General features: G+C 64.2%; 23 protein-coding genes and 1 pseudogene. 14 read left to right on the top strand and 10 right to left on the bottom strand.

What is annotated here, in order from left to right:
- Positions 1-35: 35 nt before the first annotated feature.
- The 6 genes from JYG36_RS05175 to JYG36_RS05150 all read right to left on the bottom strand — a co-directional run bounded on the left by JYG36_RS05175 (position 36) and on the right by JYG36_RS05150 (position 5,837).
- On the bottom strand, positions 36-1,010 hold the full coding sequence (locus JYG36_RS05175) for a FecR family protein (protein WP_045197189.1): 975 nt from the start codon (positions 1,008-1,010) through the stop codon (positions 36-38).
- On the bottom strand, positions 1,007-1,591 hold the full coding sequence (locus JYG36_RS05170) for an RNA polymerase sigma factor (protein ID WP_213603295.1): 585 nt from the start codon (positions 1,589-1,591) through the stop codon (positions 1,007-1,009). The genes JYG36_RS05175 and JYG36_RS05170 overlap by 4 nt, the downstream gene beginning before the upstream one ends.
- A gap of 1 nt (position 1,592) precedes the next feature.
- Positions 1,593-1,919 carry a DUF3325 domain-containing protein gene (locus tag JYG36_RS05165; RefSeq protein ID WP_093379632.1) on the bottom strand — a complete coding sequence of 109 codons (327 nt, stop codon included), beginning with the start codon at positions 1,917-1,919 and terminating at the stop codon, positions 1,593-1,595.
- On the bottom strand, positions 1,919-3,493 hold the full coding sequence (locus JYG36_RS05160) for a PepSY-associated TM helix domain-containing protein (RefSeq protein ID WP_195884994.1): 1,575 nt from the start codon (positions 3,491-3,493) through the stop codon (positions 1,919-1,921). The genes JYG36_RS05165 and JYG36_RS05160 overlap by 1 nt, the downstream gene beginning before the upstream one ends.
- Positions 3,490-3,795 (bottom strand): DUF3649 domain-containing protein, encoded by a 306-nt coding sequence (locus JYG36_RS05155; protein WP_045197184.1) that lies wholly within the window; start codon positions 3,793-3,795, stop codon positions 3,490-3,492. The genes JYG36_RS05160 and JYG36_RS05155 overlap by 4 nt, the downstream gene beginning before the upstream one ends.
- A gap of 74 nt (positions 3,796-3,869) precedes the next feature.
- Positions 3,870-5,837: a ligand-gated channel protein gene (locus JYG36_RS05150; RefSeq protein ID WP_093379623.1), complete on the bottom strand. Its 1,968-nt coding sequence runs from the start codon at positions 5,835-5,837 to the stop codon at positions 3,870-3,872.
- Between the two features lie 219 nt (positions 5,838-6,056).
- Between JYG36_RS05150 and JYG36_RS05145 the strand changes: the two genes are divergently transcribed.
- From JYG36_RS05145 to JYG36_RS05125, 5 genes are all read left to right on the top strand, one after another.
- The gene (locus JYG36_RS05145; RefSeq protein ID WP_213603293.1) at positions 6,057-6,551 is read left to right on the top strand and encodes a sigma-70 family RNA polymerase sigma factor; all 495 of its coding nucleotides are present in this window, start codon (positions 6,057-6,059) and stop codon (positions 6,549-6,551) included.
- Complete coding sequence (locus JYG36_RS05140; protein WP_213603291.1) at positions 6,548-7,480, top strand: FecR domain-containing protein; 933 nt, start codon at positions 6,548-6,550, stop codon at positions 7,478-7,480. The genes JYG36_RS05145 and JYG36_RS05140 overlap by 4 nt, the downstream gene beginning before the upstream one ends.
- Before the next feature lie 92 nt (positions 7,481-7,572).
- The gene (fecA, locus tag JYG36_RS05135) at positions 7,573-9,912 is read left to right on the top strand and encodes a TonB-dependent Fe(3+) dicitrate receptor FecA (protein WP_213603289.1); all 2,340 of its coding nucleotides are present in this window, start codon (positions 7,573-7,575) and stop codon (positions 9,910-9,912) included.
- Between the two features lie 178 nt (positions 9,913-10,090).
- Positions 10,091-10,495: an HPF/RaiA family ribosome-associated protein gene (locus JYG36_RS05130; RefSeq protein ID WP_213603287.1), complete on the top strand. Its 405-nt coding sequence runs from the start codon at positions 10,091-10,093 to the stop codon at positions 10,493-10,495.
- 452 nt (positions 10,496-10,947) lie between these two features.
- Entirely contained in the window at positions 10,948-11,253 is a 306-nt protein-coding gene (locus tag JYG36_RS05125) for a DUF3509 domain-containing protein (RefSeq protein ID WP_213603285.1), read from the top strand.
- On the opposite strand, the gene JYG36_RS05120 is transcribed toward JYG36_RS05125, so the two are convergent.
- Positions 11,222-11,689 carry a phosphate-starvation-inducible protein PsiE gene (locus JYG36_RS05120; RefSeq protein ID WP_093379589.1) on the bottom strand — a complete coding sequence of 156 codons (468 nt, stop codon included), beginning with the start codon at positions 11,687-11,689 and terminating at the stop codon, positions 11,222-11,224. The two genes, JYG36_RS05125 and JYG36_RS05120, sit on opposite strands and share 32 nt — an antisense overlap.
- Before the next feature lie 171 nt (positions 11,690-11,860).
- The gene (hmpA, locus tag JYG36_RS05115; RefSeq protein WP_213603283.1) at positions 11,861-13,042 is read right to left on the bottom strand and encodes an NO-inducible flavohemoprotein; all 1,182 of its coding nucleotides are present in this window, start codon (positions 13,040-13,042) and stop codon (positions 11,861-11,863) included.
- A gap of 153 nt (positions 13,043-13,195) precedes the next feature.
- Between hmpA and norR the strand changes: the two genes are divergently transcribed.
- From norR to JYG36_RS05095, 4 genes are all read left to right on the top strand, one after another.
- On the top strand, positions 13,196-14,749 hold the full coding sequence (gene norR, locus JYG36_RS05110) for a nitric oxide reductase transcriptional regulator NorR (protein WP_213603281.1): 1,554 nt from the start codon (positions 13,196-13,198) through the stop codon (positions 14,747-14,749).
- Positions 14,750-14,829: 80 nt separating this feature from the next.
- Positions 14,830-15,729, top strand: a complete 900-nt coding sequence (locus tag JYG36_RS05105) for a chemotaxis protein (RefSeq protein WP_045197161.1) — start codon at positions 14,830-14,832, stop codon at positions 15,727-15,729.
- A gap of 79 nt (positions 15,730-15,808) precedes the next feature.
- Positions 15,809-16,120 (top strand): hypothetical protein, encoded by a 312-nt coding sequence (locus JYG36_RS05100; protein WP_213603279.1) that lies wholly within the window; start codon positions 15,809-15,811, stop codon positions 16,118-16,120.
- On the top strand, positions 16,117-16,866 hold the full coding sequence (locus JYG36_RS05095; RefSeq protein WP_249744400.1) for a YkgJ family cysteine cluster protein: 750 nt from the start codon (positions 16,117-16,119) through the stop codon (positions 16,864-16,866). Before JYG36_RS05100 ends, JYG36_RS05095 begins: the two co-directional genes overlap by 4 nt.
- A gap of 6 nt (positions 16,867-16,872) precedes the next feature.
- On the opposite strand, the gene JYG36_RS05090 is transcribed toward JYG36_RS05095, so the two are convergent.
- Positions 16,873-17,958, bottom strand: coding sequence for a methyl-accepting chemotaxis protein (locus JYG36_RS05090; protein ID WP_371128667.1), 1,086 nt, complete (start codon positions 17,956-17,958; stop codon positions 16,873-16,875).
- Between the two features lie 216 nt (positions 17,959-18,174).
- Positions 18,175-18,456 (bottom strand): annotated as a pseudogene (locus JYG36_RS26735) (PAS domain-containing protein); the annotation flags it as partial.
- A 291-nt stretch (positions 18,457-18,747) separates the two neighbouring features.
- Here JYG36_RS26735 and JYG36_RS05085 point away from each other — a divergent pair.
- From JYG36_RS05085 to JYG36_RS05065, 5 genes are all read left to right on the top strand, one after another.
- A complete protein-coding gene (locus JYG36_RS05085) occupies positions 18,748-19,914 on the top strand; it encodes an efflux RND transporter periplasmic adaptor subunit (protein ID WP_213603275.1) in 1,167 nt (388 codons plus the stop codon).
- Positions 19,911-23,003, top strand: a complete 3,093-nt coding sequence (locus JYG36_RS05080) for a multidrug efflux RND transporter permease subunit (protein WP_213603273.1) — start codon at positions 19,911-19,913, stop codon at positions 23,001-23,003. The genes JYG36_RS05085 and JYG36_RS05080 overlap by 4 nt, the downstream gene beginning before the upstream one ends.
- Positions 23,004-23,012: 9 nt before the next feature.
- Positions 23,013-23,687: a heavy metal response regulator transcription factor gene (locus JYG36_RS05075; protein ID WP_045197149.1), complete on the top strand. Its 675-nt coding sequence runs from the start codon at positions 23,013-23,015 to the stop codon at positions 23,685-23,687.
- A complete protein-coding gene (locus JYG36_RS05070; protein ID WP_213603271.1) occupies positions 23,662-25,044 on the top strand; it encodes a heavy metal sensor histidine kinase in 1,383 nt (460 codons plus the stop codon). The genes JYG36_RS05075 and JYG36_RS05070 overlap by 26 nt, the downstream gene beginning before the upstream one ends.
- A gap of 175 nt (positions 25,045-25,219) precedes the next feature.
- On the top strand, positions 25,220-25,435 hold the full coding sequence (locus JYG36_RS05065) for a hypothetical protein (protein ID WP_093379544.1): 216 nt from the start codon (positions 25,220-25,222) through the stop codon (positions 25,433-25,435).
- The last annotated feature ends 182 nt before the right edge of the window (positions 25,436-25,617 follow it).

The raw sequence follows: 25,617 nt of genomic DNA, 5'->3' as shown, positions 1-25,617 counted from the left end.
CGCGAACTTACCTCATCAGTTTTCTGAAAATATTTTCAGCGGATCAGCGTCACCCGCTCCAGCAGGGTATTGCGCTTGAAGCCCAGCACCGCGCCGAGCGAATCCAGCGCCGCCAGCGGCTGGCTGGCCGGGAAGCTGCCGCTGACCTTGCGTTTGCCCAGTTCGCTGTCGAGCACGATGATGCGCCCTGGATAGTAGCGGGCCAGGTCGTCGATCACCGTGCTCAGCGGTACCTGGTAGTAATTGAGCCAGCCTTGGCGCCAGGCCAGGCGCGATTCGCTGTCCACCGCTTCGACGGCGCTGGCGGTGCCGTGGCGGTAGGCCACCTGCTGGCCGCCGCTCAGCTGTTGCTGCAAGCGCCCGGGCTCGGCGGTCACCGCCACCCGGCCATCGAGCACGGTGACCCGCGCGCCGCCATTGTGCTTGCGCACCTCGAAGCGGGTGCCGAGTACCCGCGTCTCGCCCTTTGCCGCCTCGACCACGAACGGCGCGCCGGTGTGGGTGACATGAAAGAACGCCGCGCCACGGCGGATCGTCACCTGGCGCTGACCCTCGCTGAAATCTACCGACACGGCGCTGCCAGCATCCAGGGTCATGTGCGAGTTGTCGGCCAGCACCACTTCCTCGACTTGCCCCGGCGCCGTGACGTAATCCGCCTGCAGGTCATCCAGCCAGTAGGCCGGATGCCAGCCGGCAGCGGTGCCCAGCGCCAGTACCAGGCAGGCAGCGGCAGCCAAGGTGGCGACACGGCGCCAGGTGCGCCCCGCTGGCGGTTGCTGCATGGCGCGCAAATAGCCTTGCAAGGCCGGGTCGTCCTCGGCTGCCAACAGGCTCGCCGGCGCTTCGCTCAGGCGCCACAACGCCTGGGCCTGGGCATAGGCGCGGCCATGGGCCGGATGGGCGAGCAACCAGCGCTTGAACTCGGCGCGCTCGGCCAGTTGCGGTTGCTCGTTGATCCGGCTCAGCCATCCCAGTGCGGCCTGGTGCTGCGCGGCGGTGATGTCAGTCATGGTGCTTTCCCTGGCTTGCGGGTGCTGGCCGGCGGCAGCTCGATACTCGCCTTGCACGCCTCCAGGGCGCGCATCATATGTTTTTCCACCGCACTCTGGGACAGGCCCATGGCCTTGGCGATCTCGGCGTACTTGCGCCCGTGAATGCGGTTGAGCAAGAAGATCTGCCGGGTACGCTCGGGCAGTTGGCGCAACGCCGCCTCGATGCGCTGCAGGTCGCTGTTTACCTCCAGCGCCACTTGCGGTGCGCTGACATGCTCGTCGGCCACCTCCAGTTGCAGGCTGTCGTTGACCCGCTCGCGGGCACCTTCGCTGCGCAGGTGATCGATGGCGATATTGCCGGCGCAGCGCAGCAGGTAGGTATCGAGCGCCTCGACCTTGACCTGCGGCCGGCGCCAGAAGCGCAGGAACAACTCCTGGATCAGGTCCGAGGCGGTGGCCCGGCAGCCGATGCGGCGGCTGACCAGGGCTTCCATCTGCGCCCGTTGGGCGAGAAACACCTGCACAAATCGCGCGCGCCCGCTGGCCCCGTCGGTGTCGTTGCCACCTTCGGCGGGTAGATCGAGCGGCTCGTTGACCAAGCTACAGCGACGCCAGGGCAGTCAATGGCGCCAGCACCACGCTGGCCGCCGCCAGGCCCAGCAGCAGGCGCGGCTGGTAAGGCAGGAGGAACACCCAGAGGGTGACGCCGGCCATCAGCACCGCGAACAGCTCGACCAGGCCCATGGCCCAGCCGCTGTGGCGCACCGCCAACAACAGCGCCAGGGCCAGCAGCGCCCAGCCCGCCACCCGCAGCGCCGCACGCCGCGCATTGCTCGGTGGCTGTCCGAGCAGGTCCTTGTAGTGCTTGTCCATGGCCAGGCACAGGGCGGCGAAGCCGGCAAAACCAAACAGGGCAATAGCCAGCATCAGTTCACCTCGCTTTCAATCAACGTGCCAGGCGCGGCCTTGGGCTTGCGCTTGGGCGCGACTAGCGGCGCCCGCCACATCTTGCTGGCAGCCCAGGCCAGGAACAGGCCGCTGGCCAAGGCGGTCAGGTCGAAACCAGCCATGGCCCAGTCGCCGACGGCGAGCGAGTGGTTCAGGCCCTGGCCGGTGGTCAGGCCGTTGAGCAGCGGCAAGCCCGCCCACATCAGCGCGCCGAGGCCCAGTTGCTCGGCCCAGGCTCGGCGGCCGCGGCGCAGCATGGCGTGCACCAGTGACAAGGCCCAGAGCAGGAAGAAGCAGTTGGTCTCCCAGTCGGCACGGCCTTCAAGGCCGATCGGCAACAAGCGGTTGGCCCAGAAGAACGCCGCCACACCCAGCAGCAAGCCGCTCATGCTGGCGATGTTGAGCACCTCGACCAGGCGCAGCTCGAACGGCTGGGTGCCGCTCTTGGCATGCTTGAGCTGGCGCTTGCCCAGCCACATGACCAGGCCGGTGCCGATCACTGCGGTGCCGGCCAGGCCAAAGAAGAAGTACAGCCAGCGCAGCCACGGCCCGGCGAAAATGCCCATGTGCAGGCCGTACATGCCGCCGGAAATCAGCACCGGCGTGGCCTCGATCTGGCTGCCGCCCTCAAGCGTGCCGTTAACCCCGTCAAACAGCCAGCCACCGCCGCGCTGGTGAGCAATGCGGTCACCAGCATGGCGGGCGAACCGGACCCGGGCGTTCTGGTCACCGGGGTTCTGTACCTCGACCCAGGCAAGATTGGCCCCGGGCGCCTGCTCCTGGACCTTGGCGTACAGCTGCGGCAAGGGCAGCAACGGCGCCGCGGTGCCGGCGGCCTGGACCTGGCTCTGGCCGCCGAACAGGTCGTTGAAAAAGCCACGGGTATTGTCGCCATAGCTGGCGATGATGCTGGCCGGCATGACCATGGCCATGAAGATCACCAGGCTGCTGTAGCTGATCATCAGGTGAAACGGCAGCACCAATACGCCGATGGCGTTATGCCCGTCGAGCCAGGAACGCTGGCCCTTGCCCGGGCGGAAGGTGAAGAACTCCTTGAAGATCTTCTTGTGGGTAATGATCCCGGTCACCAGGCCCAGGAGCATGATGAACGCGGCAAAGGTCGACAGCCAGCGGCCCCAGGGGTGAGGCATTTCCAGCTGGAAATGGAAACGGTAGAAAAAATTGCCGCCACGGGTCTCGCGCGCCTGCAATTCGGCGCCGGTGGCAGGGTCGAGGGTTTTGGAAGTGAAGTCGCGGCGCCCGCCTCCAGCCTTGGGCCAGCTCACGCTCAGCGCCGGTTCGCGAGCGTTGGGCAACTCGATGAACCAGCTGCCCGCAGTCGGTGCATGCTCTTGCAGGTAGCGTTGGGCCAGGTCCAGGCTGGCCGCCGGATCCAGCGCCCGGCTGGGTACTTCCGGCTGGGTCCAGTGGCTGATTTCTTCCTTGAAGTAGGACATGGTCCCGGTCAGGAAAATCGCAAACAGCAACCAGCCGAAGATCAGCCCGGTCCAGGTATGCAGCCAGGCCATGGCCTGGCGAAAGCCCTCTTTCATGGGTTTTTCATCCAGTAGGCCAGGCCGCTGATCATCGCCAGCACCAGGCTCGGCACCAGTACTCCCAGCCAGGCCTGCCAGGCACTACGACAGGCGAAGCACCAGAGAAAAGCCACCAGGTAGAACAGGAACGACAGCATCATGCCGCTGATCACCGCCTCGGCACGCGGAACCGGCAACAGCAGGGTGATACAGACGCTGGCCATGGCCGCCAGCAGGTAGCCACCGAACACGGCAGCCAGGCTGCGGGAAGTCACGGCCAGGCGATAGCTGATGGGCAGCCCGGCGGCTTTGCTTTTCATGGCATCGGTCCATTACGAGAAGCGCACAATAATAATGATTTATATTCTCATAAGCAAAACCGCAGGCCGGTCGATCAGAACGACAGGTCGACGCCCATGGTGTAGCGGCGGCCGTCCAGCACGGTCTGGTAGTTGTCGTAGTCCACTTCCTTGTTGAAGACGTTGTACATACCGGCCAGCAGCTTGACGTTCTTGGTCACCCGGTAGGTGCCGCCGAAGTCGACGAAGGTGTACGACGGCGTGCCGTCGGACATGGTGGTGCGGCCCAGGTAGTCCGAGGTCTTGCCGCGGTAGTTCAGGCGCGCCCAGGTGCCCAGCTGGTCGGTGGCCTGCCAGTCGAGGGTGGCGTTGAACATGTGCCGCGGCATCTGGTTCAGGGCCTTGCCTTTCTGCGGGCCGCTCTTCTGCTCGGAGGCGGTGAAGGTGTAGTTGGTGGCCAGCGACACGGTCTGGGTGATGTCCCAGTCCAGGGTCGCTTCGATGCCGCGCATCTGCGCCTCGTCAACGTTGACCCGGTCACTGATGAACTTGTACGAGGTACCGCCGATCTGGCACTGGCCCGAGGCATTGCCGGTGCTGTCGGTGCAGCGGCGGGTCTCGGTGATCTTGTCCTTGAAGTCGGTGTTGAACAGGGTCAGGCCGGTGGAGAATCCTTCGAGGTTGTCCCAGATAAAGCCGATTTCCTGGCTCAGGCTCTTCTCCGGCTTGAGGCTGGAGTTGCCGACGATGATCGCCGGGTCGCCACCGCCACCGGTGATCTGGCCCCAGTCATCGACGGCGGCGCGGATGTCCGGCGAGCGGTAGCCGCTGGATACACCCCCCTTGATGGTCCACTGCTCGGTCGGGTGGTAGACCCCGTACAGGCGTGGCGACCAGTGCGTGCCGTAGTTTTCGTCGCGGTCCATGCGCAGGCCACCGGTCAGGGCGAAGGCTTCGGTCAGGCGCCATTCGTCTTCGGCAAACAGGGCCCACGACCAGCGGGTCAGCTGGTTGACGCTGGCCGCCGAGGCCAGTTGGTTGCCTTCGTCGCTGAGGTCTTCGTACTTGTACTGGCCACCGAAGGTGGTGATGTGCGAATCGCTGAAGAACGACACCTGCGAATTAAGCACAGTGTTTTCCAGCTCCATGCGCCGGCCCGGGTTCTCGATCTTTTCGCGCTGCAGGTAGCTTTCGCTGGTAAGGCTGTCCCAGCGCCCGGAATGGGTGATGGAAAAGTTGGTACGGTCGTAGTCGTTACGGCTGGCGGAACGACTGGCCGAACGGCCGACGTGGGAGTTGCGCTCCTGCTCGGACTTGCCCGCTTCGAGGGTGATGTCGTTGTGTTCATCCGGGGTGAACGACAGCTTGGCCGTAGCGCTGTCGGTGCTCTGCTCGTTGAAGCCGTTGACGATATGGTCTTCGTCGCGGCGCGAGCGCTGGCCGTACAGCTGCAGGCCGACCAGGTTGTCGACCAGGGGCCCGGAGATGAAGGCGTTGGTGCTGTTGTAGTTGCCCGAGTCGGAGCGGTCCTGGAAGGTTGCTTCGGTGCGCACGCCGCCGTACCACTGCGGGGTGACCTTGCGGGTGATGATGTTGATCACCCCACCCATGGCGTCGGAGCCATACAGCGAAGACATCGGCCCGCGCACCACTTCGATGCGCTCGATGGCTTCCAGCGGCGGCATCCAGCCCTGTTCGATACCGGCGCCGTCACTGTTCGGGCGGGTGGCACGCGAGTCCTGGCGTTTGCCGTCGACCAACATCAGGGTGTACTTGGAGGCCATGCCGCGAATGCTGATGTCGCTGGAGCTGGCGCCACCGGTGACCACCACGCCCGGCACATCGCGCAGGGCATCGGTGACGTCACGGTAGGACTTGTTCTCGATCTGCTCGCGGGTAATCACCGAAATCGATGCCGGCGCATCCTTGATCTGCTGGGAGAAACCCGACGCAGTCACCACCATGTTGTCCAGCTCCAGCGGCTGGTTCTGAGCTGTGGCTTGCGCGGTGTAGAGCGAGCAGAGGGTAAGCGCGAGGCAGGATTTACTGAAAGTCGGGGACACGAGGACCTCTCCCTGAGAAATGTAAAGGTTGCGTAAATTCATCTAGGGAGCGAATGCTATTCATTCTCAAATGTGAGTAAAGCGTATTTACGTTTTTTACATTTCCCCGATCCTCTGCTACGCCCGTCAGTCAGGCACCGATTGCCGAGTAGTGGCACCTTTCACTACAATGCGAACAATTCTTATTCTGTTGCGCATCCCGGCGCCGGAGTGTTCACGGTGCCCAGCGCTCCCCCTTCCTCGCTCGAAGGCCTCTACCTCGACCATCACAACTGGCTCACTGGCTGGTTGCGCCGGCGTCTGGGCTGCCCCGACAGCGCCGCCGACCTGGCCCAGGACACCTTCATGCGCCTGCTCCAGGGCCGCGAAACGCCGCTGCTCAACGAGCCGCGGGCGTTCCTCACCACCGTCGCCAAACGCGTGCTGTGCAACCATTACCGCCGCCAGGACCTGGAGCGCGCCTACCTCCAGGCGCTGGCGCAGTTGCCCGAGGCACTGGCACCGTCGGAAGAACACCGGGCAATCATTTTCGAAACCCTGCTGGAGCTCGACCGCCTGCTCGACGGCCTGCCACTGGTGGTCAAGCGCGCGTTCCTGATGGCCCAGGTCGACGACCTGAGTTACGCCGAGATCGGCGCGCAACTGGGCATCTCCCTGGCCACGGTCAAGCGCTACCTGAACAAGGCGGCCATGCGCTGTTACTTCGCCCTGTGAACGGCCATCAGGAGTTTTCCCCGCAGGTGGCCGAACAGGCCGTGCACTGGCTGATCGAGCTGCAGGGCGGCGCCCTCGATGCGCGTCAGCAACAGGCCCTGCAGCAATGGTTGCAGGCCGACGACAACCACCAGCGCGCCTGGGAGCACATCCAGCGGGTCAACCAGCGTTTGCGCGGCTTATCCTCGCCCCTGGCCCACGCCGCGTTGCAGGCGCCACGTTCGGCCAGCCGCCGCCGGGCGCTGAAAACCCTGCTGATCCTCGGGGTCGGCAGCGCCAGCGGCCTGGCCTTGCAGCAGCACAACCCGTTGCCGACATTGCTCGCCGATTACCGCAGCCCGGTCGGCGAACGCCGGCGCCTGGCTCTGGACGACGGCAGCCTGCTGCAGCTCAACACCCGCAGCGCCGCCGACGTGCGTTTCGATGCCAGCCAGCGCCTGGTGCACCTGCTCGAAGGTGAACTGCAACTGACCGTGGCCGGCGATAGCCGACCGCTGCAACTGCGCAGCGAACACGGCCTGCTGAACCTGGGCAACGGCCGCTACAACCTGCGCCAGTTCGCCGGCTACAGCCAGTTGGCGGTGTTCGAAGGCAGCGTCAGCCTGGCCGGCAATCGCCTGGGGGCGGGCCAGCAAGCGCGCTTCAACGGCCCGCATTGGCAGGCCAGCCAGGCCCTGGACAGCAACCTCGGGGCCTGGGTCGACGGCATGCTGGTGGCTGCGCACATGCCCCTTGGCGCGTTTCTCGACGAGCTCGGCCGCTACCGCCGCGGCCAGCTCAACTGTGCACCCGAGGTGGCCAGTTTGCTGATCTCCGGCAGTTATCCGCTGGCCGACAGCGAACGCATTCTCGACCTGCTCGAGGTGGCACTGCCGGTGCGCGTGCGGCGCTTTACCCGCTACTGGGTGACGGTCGAAGCGCGGGCCTGAACGTTTTTTTTCCACTGACCTGAGCCGTTTTCACATCTCGCGTGACAGGGAAGGCAGAACCCTTTGCTTCGACCTTCTCAAGGACCTTCTGCATGCCCCTTCGACCGAGTCCACTTGCCCAGGCCCTGCGCACCCTGCTGCTGGGTGCCAGCCTGAGTTTCAGCGCCGTTGCCGTCCAGGCAGCCGAGGCCCCGGCGCGCACTTACCAGATCGCCCCGAGCACGCTGGAAAACGCCCTGAACCAGTTCGGCCGTGAAAGCGGCGTGCTGATCTCGTTTGGCTCGCAGCTCACTCGCGGTGTGCATAGCCCCGGCCTGCAGGGCCAGTACAGCCCGCAGCAGGGTCTCGATACATTGCTGCAAGGCACCGGCCTGCACGCCCGCGCCGAAGGTGACAACGCCTTCAGCCTGCAACCGCTCGCGGCCCCCAGCGCGCCGGTCGAGCTCGGCGCCTCCACCGTGGTCGGCGACTGGCTGGGCGCGGCGCAGCAAGACAACGTCTTCGAACATGCCGGTGCCCGCGATGTAATCCGCCGCGAAGAATTCGAGCGCAGCGGCGCTACCACCGCGCGCGAAGTGCTCAACCGCATCCCCGGGGTCAACGCCCCGGAAAACAACGGCACCGGCAGCCACGACATGGCGCTGAACTTCGGCATTCGCGGGCTCAACCCGCGCCTGGCCTCGCGCTCGACGGTGCTGATGGACGGCATTCCGGTGCCGTTCGCACCCTATGGCCAGCCACAGCTGTCGTTCGCTCCGATCAGCATGGGCAACATGGACGCGGTGGACGTCGTGCGCGGCGGCGGCGCGGTGCGCTACGGCCCGCAGAACGTCGGCGGCATCGTCAACTTCGTGACCCGGGCGATCCCCGACGAGCCGACGGTGAAAGCCGGTTTCCAGACCCAGACCAGCCCGTCGTCCAGCCACGACGGCTTCAAGACCAGCGCCAACCTGCTCGCCGGCGGCACCAACGCCAACGGCCTGGGCGGCGCCCTGCTGTACTCCGGCAGCCGTGGCGGTGACTGGCGCGAGCACAGCGACACGCAGATCGACGACCTGATCCTCAAGGGCAAATACCAGCTCGACGAAGCCAACAGCCTGCACGCCATGGCCCAGTACTACGAAGGCGAAGCGCAGATGCCCGGCGGCCTGAGCGTTGCCGACTACGATGCCGACCCGTACCAGTCGACCCGCCTGCAGGACAAGTTCTGGGGCCGGCGAACGATGTTCAACTTCGGCTATGACTACAAGGAAGACGCCCGCCAGTTCAGCGTCAACAGCTTCTTCACCAAGACCCTGCGCAGCGGCTATCTGGACCAGGGCAGCTTCGTCTCGCTGTCGCCGCGCGAGTACTGGGTACGCGGCATCGAAACACGCTTCTCCCAGGGCTTTGCCCTCGGCGAGAGCTGGCATGAAGTTGGCGTCGGTTACCGTTACGTCAACGAAGCCGGCCACGAGCTGCGCTACCGCGAGCCGGTCGCCGCTAACCAGTTGCCGACCAGCGCCAGCCGCAATGACCGCGACACCCGTGGCAGCACCGAAGCCCACGCGCTGTTCCTCGATGACCGCATCGACATCGGCCAGTGGACCATCACCCCGGGCATCCGCTACGAAATGATCGATTCCGAGCAGTCGAACAAACTCAACGGCCAGCGCTACCAGGGCGACTACAACACCGCGCTGCCGGCGCTCAATGTCATGTACCACCTGACTGACAGCTGGAACCTGTACGCCAACACTGAAGGCTCGTTCGGCAGCGTGCAATACAGCCAGATGCCCAACCGGGTCAGCAGTGGCGAAGTGAAACCGGAAAAAGCCCGCACCTGGGAACTGGGAACCCGCTACGACAACGGCAACCTGCAGGCCGAGATCGGCGCCTTCCTGATCAACTTCGACAACCAGTACGAAAGCAACCAGACCAACGATTCGGTGATCGCCCGCGGCGAAACCCGACACCAGGGCATCGAGACCAGCGTCAAGTACGCCCTCGAAGGCCTCAACCCGGCGCTGGCAGGTTTCGACGTGTATGCCACCTACGCCTTCGTCGACGCTAAAATCCGCGAAGACGGGCCGAACAAGGGCAATCGTGTGCCCTTCTCCTCGCGCCACAAAGGCACCTTGGGCATCGGTTATACCGAAGGCCAGTGGCGGCTCAACCTCGACAGCAGCTACCAGAGCGACCAGTTCGCCGACAACGCCAATACCGCGGCCGAAAGCGCTGACGGCAGCACCGGGCGCATCCCCGGCTACATGCTGTTCAGTAGCCGCGCGGCCTACGATTTCGGCCCGCAACTGTCGAACCTCAACGTCGCCGTGGGGGTGAAAAACATCTTCAATCACCAGTACTACACCCGCTCGTTCGACGACAACAACAAGGGCAAGTACGTGGGTGAACCCCGTACGGTATACCTGCAGACCTCCGTCGCGTTCTGATCCAGCGCATGCAAAAGCCCGGCCTGTGCCGGGCTATTTGCTACAAGATATTTTTATTTCAAAAGGGCTTGAATTGTTTGGCCAAGTGCCTGACCTTGTAGTCAAGAGGCGATGGTTGTCACAGGCCGCCAAGGCCCCATCGATTCTCTTGCGAGCTAGCTGAATAAGGGATTGAACTATGCAAATCCAGGTCAATAGCGACAACCATGTTCAAGGCAACATCCGGCTGGAAGAGTGGGTCCGCAGCACGGTAGAAAGCACGCTCGAACGATATGACGAAGACCTCACCCGCATCGAGGTCCACCTGCGCGACGAGAACGGCGACAAGCCAGGTCCGCACGACAAACGCTGCCAGATGGAGGCACGCCCAAAAGGCCATCAACCGATTTCCGTAAGCCACAAGTCCGCATCCCTCGACCAGGCTGTCGAAGGCGCCGCAATCAAACTGAACCACGCCCTGGAGCACTTCTACGGCAAACTGCGCAGCAAACGCGCGGTGGCCCAGCAAAGCATCGACGGCGCCCAGAATGACGGGCTGTTGCAGGAAGAGTTCCTGGAGAACGAGCAAGCTCGCATCAACTGAACAAGCAGCAACGCAGACGGTAAAAAGGCGAGCCCCTGGGGCTCGCTTTTTTTTATGCTCAGGTTTTTGAAAGCTTGATCAGACCGAAGCCGATAAACAATCAGGCTGAGCTGACCCGACATACTGCGTGGCACCACGTAGAAGCCCGGCTCCCGCGTGCCGGACGCACTGGACATGGCTGAACCGGGATTAGTCGTGGCGCTGGCGGCTGGCCTGGGCGGCGCCGCTCTCGCGCCGCCGCACGGTGTTTTGTGGGGTGTCGATGATTTCATCACCGTTGCTCAAGGCACTGCCGACCAGGGCAATGGCCTGATCCTGCAGTTGCCCCTGGGCTCCGGCGCCACTGATGAGGATTTAGCTGTCAGATATCGCAAAAGATCGTGAGAAAAATCACCTGAACCAACCCTCCCCCACTCGGTCAATCACTGCATGTCTTTGCCAGGTGAAGCACCATGATCAACCCTTTCGCACAGATCAACGCCGCTTTTGCCCCCGAGTACCGGGTCAACCTGAGTATCGAGCGGCTCGACGGCAGCATCATGCTGACCCTCTCCAACGACACCGGCATCGTCGCCAAGCGGCTGATCAGCCCGGCCCAGCGCAACGACCCGCAGCGCCTGCAGCGATTGATCGAGAGCGTCCAGTTCGGTATCGCCATCGAACAGGGCCACAGCGCCGTGGAAATCCTCGCCGCCATGACCCGCAACGGTGCAAAAGCCGGCCAGGTTACTTCGCTTCCTCGATCTCCTTGCCACTAGCATCGATGGCTTTGGTCGACGGGTAGCGGTACGAGGCGTAGCGCACCACCAGGATCGAGAACGCCAGCAGCAGGATGCCGCCGCACACGTACAGCAAACCGGCGTCCGGCGCCTTGTGGTGCGACACGTCGCCAATCAGCAGGCGGGTCAGCGCGGTGATCGCTACATACAGCAGGAAGCGGATCGGCATGTGGTTGGTCTTGAAGTAGATCCCGACCATGGCGCCGAGCTCGAGGTAGATGAACAGCAGCAGGATGTCGTCGACGCTGACGCCCTTGCCGAGCATCTCGATGAAGGTGACCACGGCCGCGTAGGCGGTGATGCCACCGATGCCGAACAGGGCCAGGTAGTGGAACGCCTCGACGCACAGGTTGCCCAGCGAGTCGGCCGAGCCATGCAGGCTCTTGCGCAGTTTGTCAGCCCAATTGATGCTCACGATACGGTTTCCTTGATACGGCTGGAAGGATGATGCGCCAGGCGCATGACGCTTTGTCTGCATGCAGTAAAAAGGCCAGGCCCCCTGCTTGAGAAGGCGACCGATTGCCGCAAGGCACAGCCATCGCTGGCCGTGCCCCTATCCTTTCAGTTCGCGGTTACCGAAACGTGTTTACTCAAGCGCCGAGGCCGGGCCGAAAAATTCGTAGCGGCTCTGCTGCTCGGGCACGCCCAGGCCCTTGAGGTGGCGCTTGACGCTGGCCATGAAGGCTTTCGGGCCGAGGAAGTAGGCGTCCACATCACGCTCTTGCGGCAACCACTGGCCAAGCTGATCGGCGCTGAGCAAACCCACGGCGTCCGCCGGCTGGCTGACGCCATCGTCCTCGGCATAGCAGTAGAAGCGCTTGACCTGCGGGTGGCGCGCCGCCAGTTCGTCGACCCAGTCGCGAAAGGCGTGCACCGCGCCGTTGCGCGCGCAGTGAATGAAGTGCACCAAACGGCCGCTGTCCAGCGCCGCTTCGAGCATCGGCAAGGTCGGGGTGATGCCGACGCCGCCGCTGATCAGCACCAGCGGCTTGTCGCTGGCACTCAAGGTGAACTCGCCCGATGGCGGGAACAGGTTGATGCTGTCGCCTACCGCCAGTTGCTGGTGCAGGTAGTTGGAGACTTTGCCGCCGGCTTCGCGCTTGACGCTGATGCGGTACTGGCCGGCATTGCTCAGGGCCGACAGCGAATAGTTGCGGCGCTGTTCGACGCCGTCGATCAGCAGTTGCAACCCGATGTACTGGCCAGGCTCGGCCTGCAGGATCGCGCCGCCATCAACCGGGGCGAAGTAGAACGAGACGATTTCGCTGCTCTCCTCGACCCGCTCGACCAGCTTGAATGCGCGCGCGCCACGCCAGCCACCAGGGGCCGCAGCTTTTTGTGCATAGACCTCGCCTTCGGCGCCGATGAGGATATCGGCCAGTTGCTGATAGGCCGCGCCCCAGGCGGCGATCACTTCAGGGGTGGCGATGTCTTTGCCGAGGACTTCTTCGATGGCGCGCAGCAGGCAGCTACCGACAATCGGGTAATGTTCCGGCAGGATCTGCAAAGCCACATGCTTGTTGATGATCTGCCCGACCAGGCCACCCAGTTGTTCGAGCTGATCGATGTGCCGGGCGTACATCAGCACGCCATTGGCCAAGGCCCGTGGCTGGTCGCCGCTGGCCTGGTGGGCCTGGTTGAACAGCGGGCGCACTTCGGGGTACGCGCTGAGCATCAGCTTGTAAAAATGGGTGGTCAGCGCTTCACCGCCGCTTTCCAGCAGGGGTACGGTGGCTTTGACGATTGCACGATCCTGGGCATTGAGCATGGATGACTCCTGAGCCTGTGGCTTCTTGATGAATGCCTGAGTTATTACAGCTTTCGTGCCAACTATTTAATCTATATAAATCAACAACTTATAAATTAAAGAGTCATAACGACAACATCTGCGATATAGTCATTTTGACCCACAGGAGTCTTTATGACCGCAAAATCCCTGCTCACCGCCTTGCTGCCGCTGGTCAGCGACCTGTCCCGCGAATTGCCCGAACGCGAGCGCTACCGGCGCCTGCTCCAAGCCATGCGCAGCCTGCTGCCGTGCGATGCCGCGGCGCTGTTGCGCCTGGACGGCGAATGGCTGGTGCCCCTGGCGGTGGACGGCTTGAGCACCGATACTCTCGGGCGGCGCTTCAAGGTCGATGAACATCCACGCTTTGCCGCCATCCTCAGCCGCGAAGAGCCCACCCGCTTCGCCAGCGACAGCGACTTGCCCGACCCTTATGACGGCCTGGTCGAAGGCCTGCATCACCAGCTTGAGGTCCACGACTGCATGGGCTGCCCGCTGTTTGTCGACGAACAGCCCTGGGGCCTGATCACCCTCGATGCGCTCGACCCGGAGCAGTTCCAGCAGGTCGAGCTCGATGCCCTGCAGGCCTTTGCAAGCCTGGCCGCGGCTACGGTCAATGTTGCCGAGCGCATCGAACAACTGGCCTTGCGCGCCGAAGACGAACACCAGCGCGCCGAGGTGTATCGCCAGGCCAGCGGCCAACAGCACAAAGAACTGATCGGCCAGAGCAAGGCGCACAAACGCCTGCTGGAAGAAATCCGCCTGGTCGGCAGCAGCGACCTGACGGTGTTGATCACCGGCGAAACCGGGGTCGGCAAGGAGTTGGTGGCCCAGGCCATCCACCAGGCCTCGAGCCGCGCCGAGCGGCCGATGATCAGCCTCAACTGTGCGGCGCTGCCCGACACCCTGGTCGAGAGCGAGCTGTTCGGCCATGTGCGTGGCGCCTTTACCGGCGCGGTCGGCGAGCGCCGTGGCAAGTTCGAGCTGGCCAATGGCGGCACGTTGTTTCTCGATGAAGTCGGCGAGTTGTCGCTGAGCGTGCAGGCCAAGCTGTTGCGCGTGCTGCAAAGCGGCCAGTTGCAACGCCTGGGCTCGGACCAGGAGCACCGCGTCGATGTGCGCCTGATCGCCGCCACCAACCGCGACCTGGCCGAAGAAGTGCGCGCCGGGCGTTACCGCGCCGACTTCTACCACCGCCTGAGCGTGTATCCGCTGCTGGTACCGTCGCTGCGTGAGCGCGGGCGCGATGTGCTGCTGCTCAGCGGCTACTTTCTGGAACAGAACCGCTCGCGCATGGGCCTCGGTAGCCTGCGCCTGAGCGCCGAAGCCCAGGCCGCGTTGCTTGCCTACAGCTGGCCGGGCAACGTGCGCGAGCTGGAACACCTGATCGGCCGCTCGGCGCTCAAGGCCCTGGGTCAACATGCACAGCGGCCGAAAATCCTCACCCTGGAGGCCGCCGACCTGGACCTGCGCCCGCTCGAGGCGCTGCCGACACAAGCCGAAACACAGCCGCTGGTCGAAGCGCCGCTGCCCGTTGGCGACCTGCGCCAGGCCCTGGATGACTACCAGCGCCAGCTGATCCAGGCCTGCCTGGAGCGCCACCAGCACAACTGGGCCAGCACCGCCCGCGAGCTGGGCCTGGACCGGGCCAATCTCAGTCGCCTGGCGCGGCGCTTGGGTCTACGCTGATTTCACCGAGTGATTAAAGCCACGGGCTGCCGGGTCGATAACCTGGCATCTCCCCCTATTACTCTGCCCTGAAGGTGCCTATGGCGTCGCAAAATGCCCGCGCGGACTCGCTGTCGCTGCTGCTGTTTACCCTGCGCAGCGGCAAGCTGATGGCGATCAACCTGCTCAAGGTCAGTGAAATCATCCCCTGCCCGCCGCTGACCAAGCTGCCGGAGTCGCACCCCCACGTCAAAGGCGTGGCCACCCTGCGCGGCAACTCGCTGTCGGTCATCGACCTGTCCCGGGCCATCGGCGAACGGCCGCTGGCAGACCCGGACGGCGGCTGCCTGATCGTCACCGACATCAGCCGCTCCAAACAGGGCCTGCACGTGCAGGCGGTGAGCAAGATCGTCCATTGCCTGAGCACCGACATCAAGCCGCCGCCCTACGGCTCGGGGAGCAAGTCGTTCATCACCGGCGTGACCCGGGTCGACAACACCCTGGTGCAGGTACTGGATATCGAGAAGGTCATCCACGGCATCGCCCCGCCGCCCCATGAGGTGGCCAGCTCCGAGCTCAATGCCGAAGATGCTGCGGTACTGGCCGCCACCAACATTCTGGTGGTCGATGACAGCCAGGTGGCCCTGCAGCAGTCGGTGCACACCCTGCGCAACCTCGGCATCGAATGCCACACCGCGCGCAGCGCCAAGGATGCAATCAACACCCTGCTGGAACTGCAAGGCACCGAGCGCGAGATCAACGTAGTGGTATCGGACATCGAGATGTCGGAGATGGACGGCTACGCCTTCACCCGCACCCTGCGCGAAACCCCTGACTTCCAGCACCTCTATGTGTTGCTGCACACCTCGCTGGACAGCGCCATGAACAGCGATAAAGCCAAGGATGCCGGGGCCAACGCGGTGCTGACCAAGTTCTCCTCGCCGGAGCTGACCGACTGCCTGATCGTCGCCGCGCGCACCGTGGCCTTCGAAGAACGCTGACACATACCCGCGAAGCGCTGCGCTTGAATGTGCCTGAGGCTCAGGCACAATTGTGCGCACACCTTTGCGAGTACCCGCCATGAAAGCCCTCCTCTTCACCCTGCTCGGCTGCGCTGTGTTCAGTGCCGGCGCCCAGGCTTCCAGCAGCCAGGCCTGGAGCGAGCATGAACAGCAGGTCCTGAAAAGCTGCTTCGCCGCCAGCCAGCTCAAACAGGTCAAGGCCCTGGGCAAGGCCGCCGAGTTCGACGACCGCGTCGGTTACAGCGCCTTGCTGCTCGAAGGCCGCTACCCGCAAAAACACATGAACAACCGCAAAGGCACCGAGCTGTGCCTGTTCGATAAAAAACGCAAGGCGGCTTACGTCACCGAGTGGGCACCCGGCCAACCGTGAACAGCGCACCTGCCTCCGATATCCGTTTCGACTGCACCGGCTGTGGCAAATGCTGCACCGGGCATCATGTGCCCCTGACCTTGAGCGAAGCCCGCCACTGGGCTGGCTCTGGCGGCCAGGTCATCGTCCTGGTCGAAGCCTTCCTCGCCAACGGCCTGGGCCTGCCGGCCGAGCAGCGCGAGCACGCCATGCGCCGCTCCTGGCCGGTGCCCTGCGGCAGCAGCGAAGCCTGGGTGACCATCACCTTCGCCGCCTTCAATCCCGGCCGCTGCCGCAACCTGGATGACGACAACCGCTGCGGCATCTACGAGATCCGCCCGCTGGTGTGCCGCATCTACCCGATGGAAATCAACCCGCACATCCCGCTGCGCCCCGAAGCCAAGGACTGCCCGGGCGAAGCCTGGCAAAGCGGCCCGGCGCTGATCCACGGCAATCAATTGGTCGATAAGCGCCTGGCGGAGCTGATCGAGCGTTCACGCCAGGCCGATCGCGATGATATCCGTGCCAAGGTTGCCATCTGCCAGGCGCTGGGCATCGATGTCAGCGCGCTCAAGGGCAATGGCTTTACCGCATACCTGCCCGACACTGCCGCGCTTGCCCAGGCCCTGCAACAACCGGCGCTGGAGCAGCCGCTGGCGCCGTGGACGCTGCATGTGGTCGATCCGCAACTGAGCGCCGAGCTTGAAGCCTGCGGCGCGCAGGTGTGCAGCGAACCGGGCTTGTACTACAGCTTCATCGGTTTTTGAATCACCCTACTGGCAGCGCCGCCAGAACTCATCGGCCAGCCGGCGCAGGTCTTGCGCCAGCCCGGCCACGTCGGTGGCGCTCAGGTGGCTCTGCTGGCCGACCTGCACCGTGGCTTCGCTGGCCTGGCGAATGCTGATGATGTTGCGGTTGATGCTCTCGCTGACCTGGCTTTGCTGCTCGACTGCCGCGGCAATCTGCAGGCTCATTTCACTGATCTGGTTGACCCGCAGGCTGATGCCGTCCAGGGCGCTGGCGGCGCGCTGGGCCTGTTCGACACTGTGCCCGGCATGTTCGCTGCTCTGCTGCATGACCTGCACCGCTTCGCGCGCACCATTTTGCAGGGCGCTGATCATCCGCTGGATCTCGTGGGTCGACTGCGCGGTGCGCTGGGCCAGGCCGCGTACTTCGTCGGCAACCACGGCAAAACCACGGCCCTGGTCACCGGCTCGCGCTGCTTCGATGGCAGCGTTGAGGGCCAGCAGGTTGGTCTGCTCGGCGATGCCGCGAATCACCTCGAGCACCCCGGTGATCTCGCTGCTGTGGCTTTCCAGGTTGTGGATAACTTCGGTGGCCGAATTCAGCGAGTTCGCCAGGTTCTGGATGGCGCTGCGGTTGAGATCGACCAGTTGATGCCCGGCCTGGGTTTCCCCTTCGGCCTGGTCGGCGGCCTGTGAAGCCTGCTGGGCGCTGCTGGCAACCTGGGCAACGCTGGCGGCCATCTGGTTGATCGCGGTGGCCACCTGGTCGGCTTCGCTTTGTTGCTCCAGGCTGTTGCTGTGGCTGCTTTGCAGCGACTGGGCAAGGCTGCCGGTATGCCCGGCCAGGCGCCGCGAGGTATCGCCGATACGCCCGACCACCGCGCCCAACTGGCCCTTGAGCATGCGCAGGGCGAAGTCGATCTGGCCGATGCCGTCGCGCCGGCCGGTGTACAGCTGCTGGCTCAAGGGGTTGTCGGCAATCGCCTGGGCCTGCACGCGCAGGCGCTCCAGCGGGCGCAGGGCAATGAAGATCATCAACGCCGCCAGGCCGCTGGCCACAATCAGCTCCAGCGCACCTTGCCATGGCAGCACCGGCAGCAGCAGGCGACTGATGGCAAACACCGCCGCCAGCGCCAGGGTCACCCCGCCCCACAACTGCCAGCCCAACCCCAGCACCGGCAGACGCTGCCACCAGCGGTTGCGGCCACTGCGCAGGTGGGCGTAACAACGCTCAGCGGCCTCGACCTGCTCGGCACTGGGCTTGGTCCGCACCGACTGGTACTCCATGGCCTGACCGTTGCTGGAGATGGGCGTAACAAAGGCGCTGACCCAGTAATGGTCGCCGTTCTTGCAACGGTTTTTCACCAGGCCCATCCATGAGCGGCCGCTCTTCAGCGTTTGCCACATCTGCGCGAAAGCCTGGGGCGGCATGTCCGGGTGGCGGACGATATGGTGGGGGTTGCCGATCAACTCTTCGCGGGTAAAGCCACTGATCTTGATGAAATCGTCATTGGCGTAGGTGATCTGGCTGGTCAGGTCAGTGGTGGAAAGGATATTGGCGTCACCGGGATAATCCACATTGCGACCGGTCACAGGCAAATTGCTCTTCATCGGAGGCACTCGTTTTTGTCGGGGAGAATCGGCAGGGCGTACGACTCTAGTGGCAAATTTTTGCGCAATCTTGATCCAGCTCAGGATATTGGCACTTGGCCATTACCGAGCTGAAATACACAGAATCTGCTGTGTTGGCAGGTCGGGCCTCATCGCGGGTCAAGCCCGCTCCCACAAAGGAGCGGTGTACGCCAAACCTGTCAGCGCTGTCAGTTAGCGGTCACGCTGCTGACCTGATTGAGCGGCTATAACGCTACATACCGATCCCTGCGCCCGCGGTGCCCTGCAAGCATGTCAATCAAGCCTCGTTCCGTCGTTATCTGCGCCCTGCTCATCGCCCTGGCAGGCATCGCCCTGTGGCTGGTCAACCGCCCCGGCAAGGAACAATCCACCACCAGTAGCGCCATCCCCGTGCGCGTGGTCAGCGTCAAGCAGCAGGACGTGCCGCGCTTTGTCAGCGGCATCGGTTCGGTGCTGTCGCTGCATAGCGTGGTGATTCGCCCGCAGGTCGAAGGGCTGCTGACGCAGTTGCTGGTCAAGGAAGGCCAGGCGGTCAAGCAAGGCGACCTGCTGGCCACCATCGACGACCGTTCGATCCGCGCCAGCCTCGAGCAGGCCAAGGCCCAACTGGGCCAGAGCCAGGCGCAGTTGCAGGTGGCCGAAGTCGACCTCAAGCGCTATAGGCTGCTGAGCACCGACAACAGCGTCTCAAAACAGACCCTCGACCAGCAGCAGGCACTGTTCAACCAGCTCAAGGCCACGGTACTCGGCAACCAGGCCGCGATTGCCGCCGCTCAAGTGCAACTTTCGTACACGCAGATTCGCTCGCCGGTGACCGGCCGGGTCGGTATTCGCAATGTCGACGAGGGCAACTTCCTGCGCGTGGCCGACACCCAGGGGCTGTTCAGCGTGACCCAGATCGACCCGATCGGTGTCGAGTTCTCGCTGCCGCAGCAATTGCTGCCAACCCTGCAGGGCCTGCTCACCGCGCCAACCCCGGCGGTGGTGCAAGCCTACCTGGAAGGCGACGGCGACAGCGGCGGCACGCTGCTGGGCGAGGGCAGGCTTAGCCTGATCGACAACCAGGTGGCGGCCAACACCGGCACCATCCGGATCAAGGCCGAGTTCGCCAACCCGGATGCGCGGCTGTGGCCCGGGCAACTGGTGACCCTCAAGCTGCAGACCGCGCTGGATCAAAAAGCCCTGGTGGTGCCACCGCAAGTGGTGCAGCGCGGCATCGACGGCCATTACGTGTACCGCCTCAATGGCGACAAGGTCGACAGCGTGCCGGTCAAGGTGCTGTACCAGGACAGTGTGCTGAACATCATTGCCGGGGTCGCAGCTGGCGACCGGTTGGTGTCCGACGGCCAGTCGCGGCTCAAGCCCGGCGCCCATGTCGAAATCGCCCCTGAGGCGCCGCCGCCAGAAGACGTGACCAGCGCCAAGGTGCAGCCATGAACCCGCGCGGCTCGATCAGCGCCTGGTGCATCGACCGCCCGATCGCCACCCTGCTGCTGACCTTCGCCCTGGTGCTGCTCGGGGTCATCGCCTTTCCGCGCCTGCCGGTGGCGCCATTGCCCGAAGCCGATTTCCCGACCATCCAGGTTACCGCGCAACTGCCCGGCGCCAGCCCGGAAACCATGGCCTCGTCGGTGGCCACGCCGCTGGAGGTGCAGTTCAGCGCCATCCCCGGCATGACCCAGATGACCTCCAGCAGCGCCCTGGGCTCGACCAACCTGATCTTGCAGTTCACCCTCGACAAGAGCATCGACACCGCCGCCCAGGAAGTCCAGGCGGCAATCAACACCGCCACCGCGCGCCTGCCCCAGGACATGCCCAGCCCGCCGACCTGGCGCAAGGTCAACCCGGCCGACAGCCCGGTGCTGATTCTTACCGTAAGCTCGGCGCAGATGCCAGCCAACGAGCTCAGTGATTACGCCGAAACCCTGCTGGCCCGCCAGTTGAGCCAGATCGACGGGGTCGGCCTGATCAACATCACCGGGCAGTTGCGCCCGGCCATCCGCGTGCAGGCCCAGCCAGAAAAACTTGCCGCCCTGGGCCTGACCCTGGCCGACCTGCGCCAGGCCATCCAGCAGACCAGCCTGAACCTGGCCAAGGGCGCGCTGTACGGGCAGAACAGCGTGTCGACCATCGCCACCAACGACCAGTTGTTCCACCCCGAGGAATACGCCCAGCTGATCGTCTCGTACCGCGACGGCGCACCGGTGCACCTGCAGGATGTTGCCAAGGTGATCAATGGCGCCGAAAACGCTTACGTCAAAGCCTGGTCCGGCGAGCAGCAGGGCCTGAACCTGGTGGTGTTCCGCCAGCCCGGGGCGAACATCGTCGATACCGTCGACGGCATCATGGCGGCCTTGCCGGGGCTTGAGCAGATGCTGCCGGCATCCGTGCAGGTGTCGGTGCTCAACGACCGCACCCAGACCATCCGCGCCTCGCTGCACGAGGTGGAGATCACCCTGATGATCGCCGTGCTGCTGGTGATCGGGGTGATGGCGCTGTTCCTGCGCCAATGGTCGGCGACTCTGATCGTGTCGAGCGTGCTCGGTGTGTCGCTGGTGGCCAGCTTCGCCCTGATGTACCTGTTCGGTTTCAGCCTGAACAACCTGACCCTGGTGGCCATCGTCATCTCCGTGGGCTTTGTGGTCGATGACGCGATCGTGGTAGTGGAGAACATCCACCGTCACCTGGAAGCCGGTGACGGCATGCGCGAGGCGGCGATCAAGGGCTCGGGCGAAATCGGCTTTACCGTGGTGTCGATCAGTTTTTCGCTGATTGCCGCGTTCATTCCGCTGCTGTTCATGGGCGGCGTGGTCGGGCGGCTGTTCAAGGAATTCGCCCTCACCGCCACCTCGACCATCCTGATTTCCGTGGTAGTGTCGCTGACCCTGGCGCCGACCCTTTGCGCCCTGTTCATGCGCCGCCCGCAGCACAACGCGCAGGACACCCCGAGCCGCCTGCTCGGCTGGTACGAGCGCGGGCTGGTCAAGGCCCTGGCCCACCAGCGACTCATGCTGGGTTTATTCGGCCTGACCTTCGCCCTGGCAGTGGTCGGCTACATTGCCATCCCCAAAGGCTTCTTCCCGGTGCAGGACACCGGCTTCGTGCTCGGCACCAGCGAGGCGGCGGCCGATGTCTCCTACCCGGACATGCTCGAAAAACATAAGGCGCTGGCCAGGATCGTCGAGGCCGACCCGGCCGTGCGAGCCTTCTCCCATGCTGTCGGAGTGACCGGCAGCAACCAGACCATCGCCAACGGCCGCTTCTGGATCGCCCTCAAGGACCGCGGCGATCGCGACGTTTCGGCCAGCGAATTCATCGACCGCCTGCGGCCGAAACTGGCCAAGGTGCCGGGCGTGGTCCTGTACCTGCGCGCCGGCCAGGACATCAACCTCAGCTCCGGACCGAGCCGCAGCCAGTACCAGTACGTGCTCAAGAGCAACGACGGCCCGGCCCTGAACCTCTGGACCCAGCGCCTGACCGAGCGGCTGAAGGCCAACCCGGCCTTTCGCGACCTGTCCAACGACCTGCAACTGGGCGCCAGCGTTACCCGCATCGACATCGACCGCAAGGCCGCGGCGCGTTTCGGCCTGACCACCACCGACGTCGACCAGGCGCTCTACGATGCCTTCGGCCAGCGGCAGATCAGCGAGTTCCAGACCGAGACCAACCAGTACAAGGTGATCCTCGAACTCGACGCCCGCCAGCGCGGCAAGGCCGAGAGCCTCAACTACTTCTACCTGCGCTCGCCCTTGAGCGGCGAGATGGTGCCGTTGTCGGTGCTGGCCAAGGTCGCGGCGCCGAGCACCGGGCCGTTGTCGATTGCCCATGACGGCCTGTTCCCGGCTGCCAACCTGTCGTTCAACCTGGCCCCCGGCGTCGCCTTGGGCGACGCGGTGCAGATTCTTGAACGCACCCAGCGCGAACTGGGCATGCCCGATTCGATCATCGGCACCTTCCAGGGTGCGGCCCAGGCCTTCCAGAGTTCGCTGTCGAGCCAGCCGTGGCTGATCCTCGCGGCGCTGGTGGCGGTGTACATCATCCTCGGCGTGCTCTACGAGAGCTTCGTCCATCCGCTGACCATCATCTCCACCCTGCCCTCGGCCGGGCTCGGCGCCCTGGCGCTGTTGTGGCTGTCGGGCGAGGATTTTTCGATCATGGGCTTGATCGGCATCGTGCTGCTGATTGGCATCGTCAAGAAGAACGGCATCCTGCTCATCGATTTTGCCCTCGACGCCCAGCGCCACCAGGGCCTGAGCGCCGAAGAGGCGATCCACAAGGCCTGCCTGACACGTTTTCGGCCGATCATGATGACCACCCTCGCCGCCCTGCTTGGCGCCGTGCCGCTGATGTTCGGCATGGGCGCCGGCGCCGAGCTGCGCCAGCCACTGGGCATTGCTGTGGTCGGCGGGCTGCTGGTCAGCCAGGCGCTGACACTGTTCACCACACCGGTCATATACTTGGCCCTGGAACGCCTGTTCCACCGGCGCCAGACGGCCGTGACCATGGCGCAAACCGATGCCAGTTGAGAGCCGACCATGCGTGTGCTGATTATCGAAGACGAACAAAAGACCGCCGACTACCTGCACCGCGGCCTCAGCGAGCAAGGCTTTACCGTGGACCTGGCGCGCGACGGTATCGATGGCCTGCACATGGCCCTGGAAGGCGACTATGCGGTGATCGTCCTCGATGTGATGCTCCCGGGCCTGGACGGCTACGGTGTGCTGCGCGCCCTGCGTGCGCGCAAGCAGACGCCGGTGATCATGCTCACCGCCCGCGAGCGGGTCGAAGACCGCATCCACGGCCTGCGCGAAGGCGCCGACGACTACCTTGGCAAGCCGTTCTCGTTCCTCGAACTGGTCGCCCGCCTGCAAGCCCTGACCCGCCGTGGCGGCGGCCATGAGCCGGTGCAGATCCAGGTCGCCGACCTCTGGGTCGACCTGATCAGCCGCAAGGCCAGCCGCGCCGGGCAGCGCCTGGAGCTGACCGCCAAGGAGTTCTCGCTGCTCAGCGTGCTGGCCCGCCGGCATGGCGAGATTTTGTCGAAGACGGCGATTGCCGAGCTGGTCTGGGATATCAATTTCGACAGCGACGCCAATGTTGTCGAAGTGGCGATCAAGCGCCTGCGCGCCAAGCTCGACGGGCCTTTCGAAACCAAACTGCTGCACACCATCCGAGGCATGGGCTATGTTCTGGAAAACCGTGCCGACTAACTCCATCGCCCTGCGCCTGAGCGCGCTGTTCACCCTGGTGGCACTGGGTGTGTTCCTGGTGATCGGTACCGCGCTGTACAAGCAGGTCGACCGCAGCCTCGACCTGCTGCCCACCGCCGAGCTTGAAGCGCGCTTCAGCGTGCTGGAGTCGTCGCTGACCCGCTACGACACCCGCGAGCACTGGCAGAAGATCACCAACAAACTCAATTTGCTCAGCGAAGAAGACCGGCGCATCCGCTTCTGGGTGGTCAGCGACGGTAGCCCGTTCGAATACGGTCAGCCAGACGCCAGCATCCGCACCTTTGCCCAGGGCCGGCTGGGCATGCGCGACCTGCACCTGGCCGCCAGCCCCTACCCTTACAAGGTACTGGTCAGCGAACTGCCGGCCATGGGCAAGCGCCCGGCCCTGCGCTTTTTGATCGGCATCGACACCGAGACTTTCTGGCAAACCCAGCACACCTTGCTGGTGGCGATCATCAGCCTGTCGGTACTGGGCGTGGTGCTGGCCTCGTTGCTCGGTTACTGGGTGGCGCGCTATGGTTTGCGGCCGTTGCTGGCACTCTCGGCCGAAGCTCAAAAGCTGGCGCCACCGCGCCTGAGCGGGCGCCTGCAACTGGCCGACCTCGCCCCGGAGCTGGCGCAGTTCGCCAGCGCCTTCAACTCGACCCTGGAGCGCGTCGACCAGGCCTACAGCCGCCTGGAAGCCTTCAACGCCGACGTCGCCCATGAACTGCGCTCGCCGCTGACCAACCTGATCGGCCAGACTCAGGTCGCCCTGACCCGTGGGCGCAGCGCCGAGCACTACTTCGAGGTGCTGCAATCGAACCTTGAAGAACTCGAGCGCCTGCGCAGCATCATCAACGACATGCTCTTCCTCGCCAGCGCCGACCAGGGCAGCAAGGCCACGGCGCTGACCAGCACCTCGCTGGCCGAAGAAGTGGCGACCACCCTCGACTACCTGGACTACATCCTCGAGGACGCGCGCATCAGCGTGCAGGTCAGCGGCGATGCCCAGGCGCGCATCGAAAAGGCCCAGTTGCGCCGGGCGCTGATCAACCTGCTGAACAACGCGGTGCAGCACACCTTGCCCGAGCAGGTGATCCAGGTGCGAATCGAGGAGCAGCACGGCCAGGTAAGCATCGCCGTGAGCAACCCGGGGCCGGCGATTGGCGAGGAACACCTGGCGATGCTGTTCGAACGCTTCTACCGGGTGGATGCGGCGCGCAGCAACAGCGGCGCCGGCAACCACGGGCTGGGGCTCGCGATCGTCAAGGCGATTGCGCTGATGCATGGCGGCAGCGTGTTCGTGCGCAGCCAGGCGGGGGCCAATACCTTCGGGATCCTGTTGCCGGCCTGAGGGCCTCATCGCGGGTCCGGTGTACACAGATCCATTGTGGGAGCGGGCTTGACCCGCGATGACTATTACCTTTGACGCAACAGTGCTTATCCTAAAAGTAACTGTTTCTATCACCCATTTCCGACTAATTTAGTCAAACCTAATCCACACTTGCCAAGCAAGAAGGTTGTTGCAAATGTCCAACAGTATGGGTGTTGCCAGCGTATTCGTCCTGTCGTCCCTGTTGCTGTCGCCACTGGCCATGGCTGAAGAATCCCCGGCCTTTGTTGCCCGTAATGCCGAGCGCGCCGCCGTCGTTCAGGAGGCCATCGCCGCACACAAGGCCGAGCAGGCCAAAGGCCTGGAACAGACCGCTTCCAAGGCTCAAGCGAGTGACGCTTCCGATAGCTGATAGCGCCACGCTCCACTCCTTCGACTCCCTCGATGGCCGTACAGGTGACTTGAGCGCCTGTGCGGTTGTCTTTCAAAGCCGCTGCCGATCAGCGGCTTTTTTTCGTGTGTCGAAAAATGCCAGCGCGCTGGCTCGTTTGTTCATAACAAGACCGTCTTTCACACAATAAAAACTGCCGTACA

This window comes from Pseudomonas sp. SORT22 (assembly GCF_018417635.1).
Taxonomy (GTDB): Bacteria; Pseudomonadota; Gammaproteobacteria; order Pseudomonadales; family Pseudomonadaceae; genus Aquipseudomonas.
This window is presented reverse-complemented; position numbering and strand designations above follow the sequence as displayed.